The 6,919-nt window shown below is 73.3% G+C and carries 7 protein-coding genes; 6 read left to right on the top strand and 1 reads right to left on the bottom strand.

Going from position 1 to position 6,919, the window contains the following annotated elements; all coding sequences use genetic code 11:
• Positions 1–173: 173 nt before the first annotated feature.
• The gene (locus ACTIDRAF_RS34235) at positions 174–350 is read left to right on the top strand and encodes a hypothetical protein (RefSeq protein WP_016699496.1); all 177 of its coding nucleotides are present in this window, start codon (positions 174–176) and stop codon (positions 348–350) included.
• Positions 351–889: 539 nt separating this feature from the next.
• Here ACTIDRAF_RS34235 and ACTIDRAF_RS0214710 read toward each other — a convergent pair.
• On the bottom strand, positions 890–1,897 hold the full coding sequence (locus ACTIDRAF_RS0214710; protein WP_425359126.1) for a threonine aldolase family protein: 1,008 nt from the start codon (positions 1,895–1,897) through the stop codon (positions 890–892).
• Positions 1,898–2,097: 200 nt separating this feature from the next.
• On the opposite strand from ACTIDRAF_RS0214710, the gene ACTIDRAF_RS0214715 reads away from it, so the two are divergent.
• The 5 genes from ACTIDRAF_RS0214715 to ACTIDRAF_RS28995 all read left to right on the top strand — a co-directional run.
• Positions 2,098–2,616 carry a SigE family RNA polymerase sigma factor gene (locus ACTIDRAF_RS0214715; RefSeq protein ID WP_016699498.1) on the top strand — a complete coding sequence of 173 codons (519 nt, stop codon included), beginning with the start codon at positions 2,098–2,100 and terminating at the stop codon, positions 2,614–2,616.
• 54 nt (positions 2,617–2,670) lie between these two features.
• Complete coding sequence (locus ACTIDRAF_RS0214720) at positions 2,671–3,447, top strand: hypothetical protein (protein WP_157163041.1); 777 nt, start codon at positions 2,671–2,673, stop codon at positions 3,445–3,447.
• A 957-nt stretch (positions 3,448–4,404) separates the two neighbouring features.
• Positions 4,405–4,728, top strand: coding sequence for a DMT family transporter (locus ACTIDRAF_RS0214725; protein ID WP_016699500.1), 324 nt, complete (start codon positions 4,405–4,407; stop codon positions 4,726–4,728).
• Between the two features lie 40 nt (positions 4,729–4,768).
• Positions 4,769–5,362: a TetR/AcrR family transcriptional regulator gene (locus ACTIDRAF_RS0214730; RefSeq protein WP_026066119.1), complete on the top strand. Its 594-nt coding sequence runs from the start codon at positions 4,769–4,771 to the stop codon at positions 5,360–5,362.
• A 326-nt stretch (positions 5,363–5,688) separates the two neighbouring features.
• Positions 5,689–6,919: AAA family ATPase (locus tag ACTIDRAF_RS28995; protein WP_016699502.1), on the top strand; the 1,231-nt coding region annotated here is incomplete at its 3' end.

Raw genomic sequence — 6,919 nt, forward strand, 5'->3', positions numbered from 1 at the left:
GGGTGAGCGGCGCGTCGCCCGTCCCGCGCGGCTTCGGGCGCTCTCCGGGCGCACCCGGAGATTTCCCTGATACCGGGGCGGGACCGTCTCACGCGCCGGCCGGCCGTGCGAAGCTGGTCGTCGAGAAGCCGGGGCTTCGCCGACGTCCCGAGAACACCGTGAGGGAGGCGCACATGTCGACGATTTGGAAGGTCGTCGGAGTTCTGCTGGTGATCTGGCTCGGCTTGGCCGTGCTGGGTGCCGTGTTCAAGGCGCTCTGGTGGCTCCTCATCGTCGGTGCCGTGCTCTTCGTGGGCACCGCCGCGTACGGAGCCATCAAGGGGAGGAACCAGAAGCAGCTCCCCCGTTGACAACGGGACTCCTCGCGGTGGCAGCGACGACCCGGCGGCGGCGAGGCCGACTCCCGGGTGGTCGCCAACCGGCGCTCGACGGCGCGTCTCCCTGATGCCGGTCCGCAGCCCCGCGAGGGCCGGGCCGGCGGTGTCGTCGTGGCCCGTCACGGGCAACCGAACCAGGTCGTCACCCCGGCTCCCCCGAGTCCCGCGACCAGCCCCGTCGTGATCGCGAGGCTGAGGGAACAGCGGTGCCCAGTGACCTGACCGGCCGGGCGACCGGCCCGCGGCGCGGCCCGGGTTGACCCGGCGGACATCGGTGGCGTCGCGGACCACGACGGCGGCGTGTGGGGCACCGCCGGTGCGGCGGTGCCCTTTCCGTCCCGGCCGGGTGGGGGCCGGGACCGGCGTGGAATCCCCGTGGGGAGTGATGACGTGGGCTGGCGGCCGGCTGGCCGCCGGTGGTGCGTCAGGGGGCGTTCAGGCGAGGTGCGCGCCGACCTCGACCGGACCGGGGAACGGTCTGCTCGGGGTCGCGGCGCCCGCCGGCCACCGGCTCAGGACGCGCTGGCGCGCGGCGAACCGAGGGAGCGGCCTCCACTGGACCGGGCGGCGTCCTTGCCGATCCGCCGCAACACCTGCTTGATCTGGGCCTTGGTGACGTCGCGGTGCGTCACCATCCTGACCCGACCGGCCATCGCGCTGGCGTGCACGCCCAGCGCGGTCAGCCTGCTCAACGTGGTCGGCAGGTCGAGGGTGGTGGCGAGCACGATGTTCGTCTGCGGGGTGTCGACCTGCCAGCCGATCTCCCGCAGGCCGTCGGCCAGCAGCCGGGCGTTCTGGTGGTCCTCCGCGAGCTGGTCGACGCGGTCCAGGGCGACCAGGCCGGCGGCGGCGAGCACCCCGCCCTGCCGGACCCCGCCACCGAGCATCTTCCGGAGCCGGCGCGCCTCCGCCACGAACTCCACCGAGCCGGCGACGACCGAGCCGACCGGCGCGCCCAGCCCCTTGCTCAGGCACACCTGCGCGGTGTCGACGCCCACGGTCAACGCGGCGGGGGGAACCTCCATCGCCACCGAGGCGTTCCACAACCGTGCCCCGTCCAGGTGGACCCGCAGGCCGGCCTCCCGGGCGGCGGCGACGAGCACCGCGTGTTCGTCGGGTGCGACGACCGCCCCTCCGGCCGCGTTGTGCGTGTTCTCCAGGCAGAAGAGCCTGGTGCGCAGCGCGTAGTAGGGGCCGGAACTGGCGGAGGCGGCGGTGATGTCGGAGGCGGCGGGCACTCCGGGCGTGGCCCACGGCAACGCCTGCGGCATTCCCCCGGCGAGCCACGCCGCGGTGCCCAGTTCGCTGCCGAGCACGTGCGCCAGGTGCGGCGCGAGGAAGCTGTCCCCCCGCTGGAGGTGGGCCATGAGCGCGATGGTGTTGCCCATGCAACCCGACGGCGTCCACAGCGCCGCCTCCATGCCGAGCAGCTGTGCGCAGCGCTCCTCCAGTTCGCGCATGGTTGGATCACCGTCGAGGACGTCGTCGCCGACATCGGCGTCGGCCATCGCGGCGCGCATGGTCTTGTCCGGTTTGGTGACGGTGTCGGAACGAAGATCGATCGGCACTAGTTTGGTCACGAACAGATCACACCACATAGCCTGAGTGGTGCGTCAAAGCATCGCTCGACCCCGCCGGGAAAGCGTCGGAAGGCCGATGCAACCGTAGGCGGCGGGCGTTACGTCCTGTCATCGGCGGCACGAGGAGCGGAGAGGTCCGCGTGGACCAGCGTGAGGAGGCCGAGTTCGCGGAGTACTTCTCGGCTCGGCGGGAGGCGGTACGACGGATGGCGTACATGCTGTGCGGTGACTGGCACCGCGCCGACGACCTGGCACAGACCGCGTTCGTGGCCCTGCACCGGCGTTGGCGGAAGATCAGGGACCGCAAGGCGTTGGACGCCTACGTCCGGCGCACCGTGGTCCGCGCCATGATCGACGAGTCCCGCCGGCCGTGGCGCCGCGAACACGCGGTCGAGCGGATGCCCGACGGCCCGGTCTCGTCGACCGATCTCGACGAGCGGGTGGCGACCCGGGAAGCGCTGCTGCTCGGGCTGCGACAGGTCGCTCCCCGGCAGCGCGCGGTACTGGTGCTGCGGTTCCTGGAGGGCATGGACGTCGCGGGGGTCGCCGCCATCATGAAGTGCTCCGAGGGGACCGTGAAGAGCCAGACCGCTCGGGGGCTCGAAGCCCTGCGAGGCGTCCTGGGCGACTCGCTGGACGATCTGAGGTCGGCGTCATGAGACGCGCGGCCCTGTGCCCGCTCCGGCCGGGGGCCGGTGGGGAGGTGTGCTGTGGTGGATGAACAGCGGATTGCCGGGTTGTTCCGCGAGGCCGCCGGGGCGGAGGCCCCGCCCGCCTCGTTCGACGAGGGCGACGTGGCACGGGAGTCGCAGCGGATCACCCGTCGGCGCCGGATGACGGCGGCCGGGGGGTCGGTCTTCGCGGTCGCGCTGCTCGCCGGCGGCATCTCGGTGGTGGGAACCACGCCGTGGCAGAACGACGGTGGAGGTGAGACGGTGGCGGGCCCGCTGGCTAACGGCCAGGCGGACGCCCCCGAGCAGGGGCCGGCGGTGATGGGGCAGCCGCTGGAGGACCAGGAGAGCCGGGCGGAGGCCGAGGACCTACCCGGGACGATGCGGGACGAGGCCGAGCCCGAGCAGCCGACGGACCTCCCGGTGCCGGAGCTGGAGCCGGGTTCCCCGCCGGCCGTGGAGCCGGTGCCGACCGGTTGCGGGGCGGTCGACCCCCAGCTGGCGGCCGCCCTGGCCGAGGCGCTGCCCGATGACGCGGAGGAGCCCGGGCCCGTCGACGCGGCGTGCGTGCCGGACTCCCGGGGCGCCAGCGCCCAGGTGGAGGACGACGGGAACCTGGGCACGGTGTCGGTGGTGCTGGGCCCGCCGGACGTGCCGGCCCCTGTCGTGGAGACCTCACCCGACGGGGAGAGCCACTCCACCCTCGCCGAGGGGGGTGGGGTGCTCTCGGTGGTGAGCGAGCCGGCGACGCGGGACGCGGAACCGCCGTTCGTGAACCGGCTCGCCGTGCTCGGGGAGCGGTTGGCCGACCAGTTCTGACCCGTCGGGGCGGGTGCTCCCTGGCCGCACCGGCTGTCTTCGGCCCGTGGGCCGAGCTGATGCCCGCCGGTCCTGGGGGCGGTGTTCTCCTGCTCGGCGTGCGGCGAGGTCACGCATCCCTCCTGGCGGAGGCCGAGCACCGCGCGACCAGCCGTCCAGCGGGTACGGCGGCCCTGGGCGCTCCGGGCGTGAGGGGTTCGGCGACGTCCAGGCGCCCCGCGTCCACCCACAGGCTCCCCTCCCCCCGCCCCGGTCTCGGCTGACCCTGCCGGGTCCCGCCGGGTCCCGCCAGGTCCCGCCGGGTTCCACCGGGTCCTGCCGGGTTCCGCTGGGTTCCGCCGGGTCCCGCACACCGCGACCAGCGGCGGTACCAGCCGCTCCCGGACCCCCTCGCTCGTCGGGCCGTTGTGCGGGTCAGGCCGTCGGCGGAGCGGGCCGGGGTCGGCTCTGGTTCCGGAGCGCTCGTCGGGTGCCGACGCGACCCCTGGGCCCGGCGGGTCCACCCGCGCTCTCGGACGCGGGTCCACCCGCGCCGGGGGTACAGGGTCAGGACCCCCTTCTCCGCCACGAGCCGTCCCGAGTTCGGGACAGCGGGACAGCGGGACACCACAACCGCGACAGTGGGACACCGGGCCCGGGACAGCGGGACACCGGGGAGGGACCTCCCCGACGGGTCGGCCGCTCCCGACGCCTGATCCGGCCGCTCGCCGGTGAACGCCGCACCGCCCGGCTCCTCGGCCGCGCCCCCACCTCATCGGCCGCCCCGACGAACGCCGGGAACAGCGCGGGCCCGGTGCGAGGGGCGGAGGGCCAGCACCCCGCGATCCACGGATCCCCTCGGTGGTGGTGGGGGACGCCACCACGTGGCGGCACCCTGCTGCACGGAAAAACTGGTACGGTCGTGCCAAAGTAGCGAAACCGCTGGTAGGGAAGCCGGGAGAACGGGGAGGGACCATCGTGGCCTGGGTCGTGCTGATCGTGTCCGGGATCTTCGAGTCGGCATGGGCGATCTCGCTCAAACTGTCGAACGGGTTCACCCGGCTGTGGCCCTCGGTGAGCTTCGCCGTCTTCGCGGTCATCAGCTTCGCCGGCCTGGCGTGGGCGATGCGGGAACTGCCGGTCGGACCCGCCTACGCGGTGTGGGTGGGCATCGGCGCGGCACTGACCGCCGTGATCGGCATGGTCTGGCTCGGCGACGGGGTCTCCACCCTCAAGATCATCTCGCTGCTGCTGATCGTCGCCGGGGTCATCGGCCTGAACCTGAGCGGCGGCGGTCACTGACGGCGGCCGGCCGGTTCCCCGCCTGGCAGGATCGGATGCCATGACCGCAGCAGCCAGCACACCGAAGGGCGAACGTCGCCGTCAACTACTGGTGGCCGCCGCCGCGGAACTCCTCGGCGAGGGCGGGTTCGACGCGATCCGGCACCGCGCCGTCGCCGAACGCGCGGATCTCCCGCTCGCCTCCACCACCTACTACTTCGACTCGCTGGACGACCTGATCGCGGCGGCGGTCGAACACCGGGGGCGCCTCGAACTCTCCGAGGGCCGCCGTCGCCTCGACGAACTGGCGGGCGGCGGCCACGACCGGAGCGAACTCGTGGAGCTGCTGCTGGACCTGCTGCTCGGCACCCCGGCCGGCGACCGCGAACTGGAGTCGATCCTGGTCCGGTACGAACGGTTCGTCACCACCCCCCGCCGGCCCTACCTCGCCCCCCTGATGCGGGCCATGAGCGCCGAGCTGGAGGACCTGATCGCCGAGACCCTGCGACTGGCCGGCGCCCCCTCGGACCGGGACCGGGTCCGGCACCTGATCGCCCTGGTGGACGGTCGGGTCGTCAACGCCCTGATCGAGAGCGAGCCGGACCCGCGCGCACAGGCCAGGCAGCCGCTCCGCGAGCTGCTGCGGGACGGCTGACGGAGGCGCGAGCGCCAACCGCCACGATTCCTCGCGTCGGCCGCCCCGATCGACGCGCCGGCCGTCGCCCCACGGCTTCGGCGGATCATCTCCGTGCCGCCGGCAGACCATTCCGACGGCCGAGGCGCGAATTCCGCGACGGTGTTTCTCGCCGGGACCAGCCGGTGCTCCGTTCGGGTTGACCCCGATCACGAGCCTGTTTCACCTGGTGGCCGAGCTTTCCTCACTTTCGGGTGGAACGCGGGTGAAATCCTCGTGTTCTCCCCGGCTCCACACTCCAATAGGGCACCGCCGACCCGATCACCCGGTGGAAAGGTACGTGCCCGATGGTTGACTCCTCCCTCGTCACTCAGCTGGCCGCCCGCGCCACCGAGGACGACTCGTTGGGAGACCGCGCGAAGGAACTGGTCCTGGCGGCCTTGGAGAGCCCCGACGAGCTGGCCGACCTGCTCTCCACCATCGGTGGAGAGCGGGGCAGCGCGGGCGAGGACACGGTGCGGCCGGTGACGGCCTACCTCCGGGAAATCCGGGTCGAGGGGTTCCGGGGCATCGGATCGGCCACCACGCTCAGCCTGCACCCCGGGCCAGGGCTGACCATCGTGACCGGGCGCAACGGCTCCGGGAAGTCCAGCTTCGCCGAGGGCCTGGAGACCGCGCTCACCGGCGGCACCTTCCGCTGGGGCGGCGAGCCGGAGCGCTCCAAGCAGTCGCCCTGGGCCACCCAGTGGCGGAACCTGCACCACCGGGGCCGCTGTTCGGTGGCCGTCGAGCTGGCCGTCGACGGCGCGGAGGAGAACGTCCTGGTCGGGATCGACTGGGACCGCGACGCCGACTACACCGACCAGCAGCCCTGGACCCAGCCGCGCACCGGGACAGTGCTGGGGAGACGGGTCCCCGGCCGGGACCCGCTCGGGTGGGCGGAGGCCCTGCGCAACTACCGGCCGATCATGTCCTACCAGGAGATGAACGCCCTGCTCCACGCCACCTCGATGAAGCTCCACGAGGCGATCGCCCGGATCCTCGGCCTCGACCGGCTCACCTCGGCCATCAACCACCTCAAGGAAAGCCGCAAGGCGCCGAAGGACGAGGTGGAGCACGCCGACAAGCTGTCTCGGGAGCTGAGGAAGACGCTGGCGGACGTCCCGGACGACCGCGCCCAGCGCGCACGCACCGCGCTGGGGAGGAAACGTGACCTCGAACTGCTCACCTCGCTCGCCACCGGCACCGACGCACGCCAGCAGGAGACCACCCGGTCGCTGCGCATCCTCTCCACCCTCACCGCCCCCGCCGAGGACGAGGTGCGGGACGCGGCCGACGCCCTCCGGGCGGCGCACACGGCCGAACAGGAACTCACGGCCCACCGGGCCCGGACCGAGGCCCGGCGTCTCGACCTGCTGCGACAGGCCCTGGAACTGCACGCCGAGCAGGGGGAACGGGACTGCCCGGTGTGCGGGACGGGCCGCCTCGACGGGGAGTGGCGGCGCAAGGCCGAGGACACCCTCCAGGAACACCACCTCGACGCGGAACGGCAGCGGCGGGTCGCGGAGCGGACCGCCG

This window comes from Actinoalloteichus spitiensis RMV-1378, assembly GCF_000239155.1.
Taxonomy (GTDB): Bacteria; Actinomycetota; Actinomycetes; order Mycobacteriales; family Pseudonocardiaceae; genus Actinoalloteichus_B; species Actinoalloteichus_B spitiensis.

Coding starts and splice junctions, on each gene's coding strand:
- ACTIDRAF_RS34235 (WP_016699496.1), top strand. CDS start 174: ATGTCGACGATTTGGAAGGTCGTCGGAGTTCTGCTGGTGATCTGGCTC.
- ACTIDRAF_RS0214710 (WP_425359126.1), bottom strand. CDS start 1,897: ATGCGCGCCGCGATGGCCGACGCCGATGTCGGCGACGACGTCCTCGAC.
- ACTIDRAF_RS0214730 (WP_026066119.1), top strand. CDS start 4,769: ATGACCGCAGCAGCCAGCACACCGAAGGGCGAACGTCGCCGTCAACTA.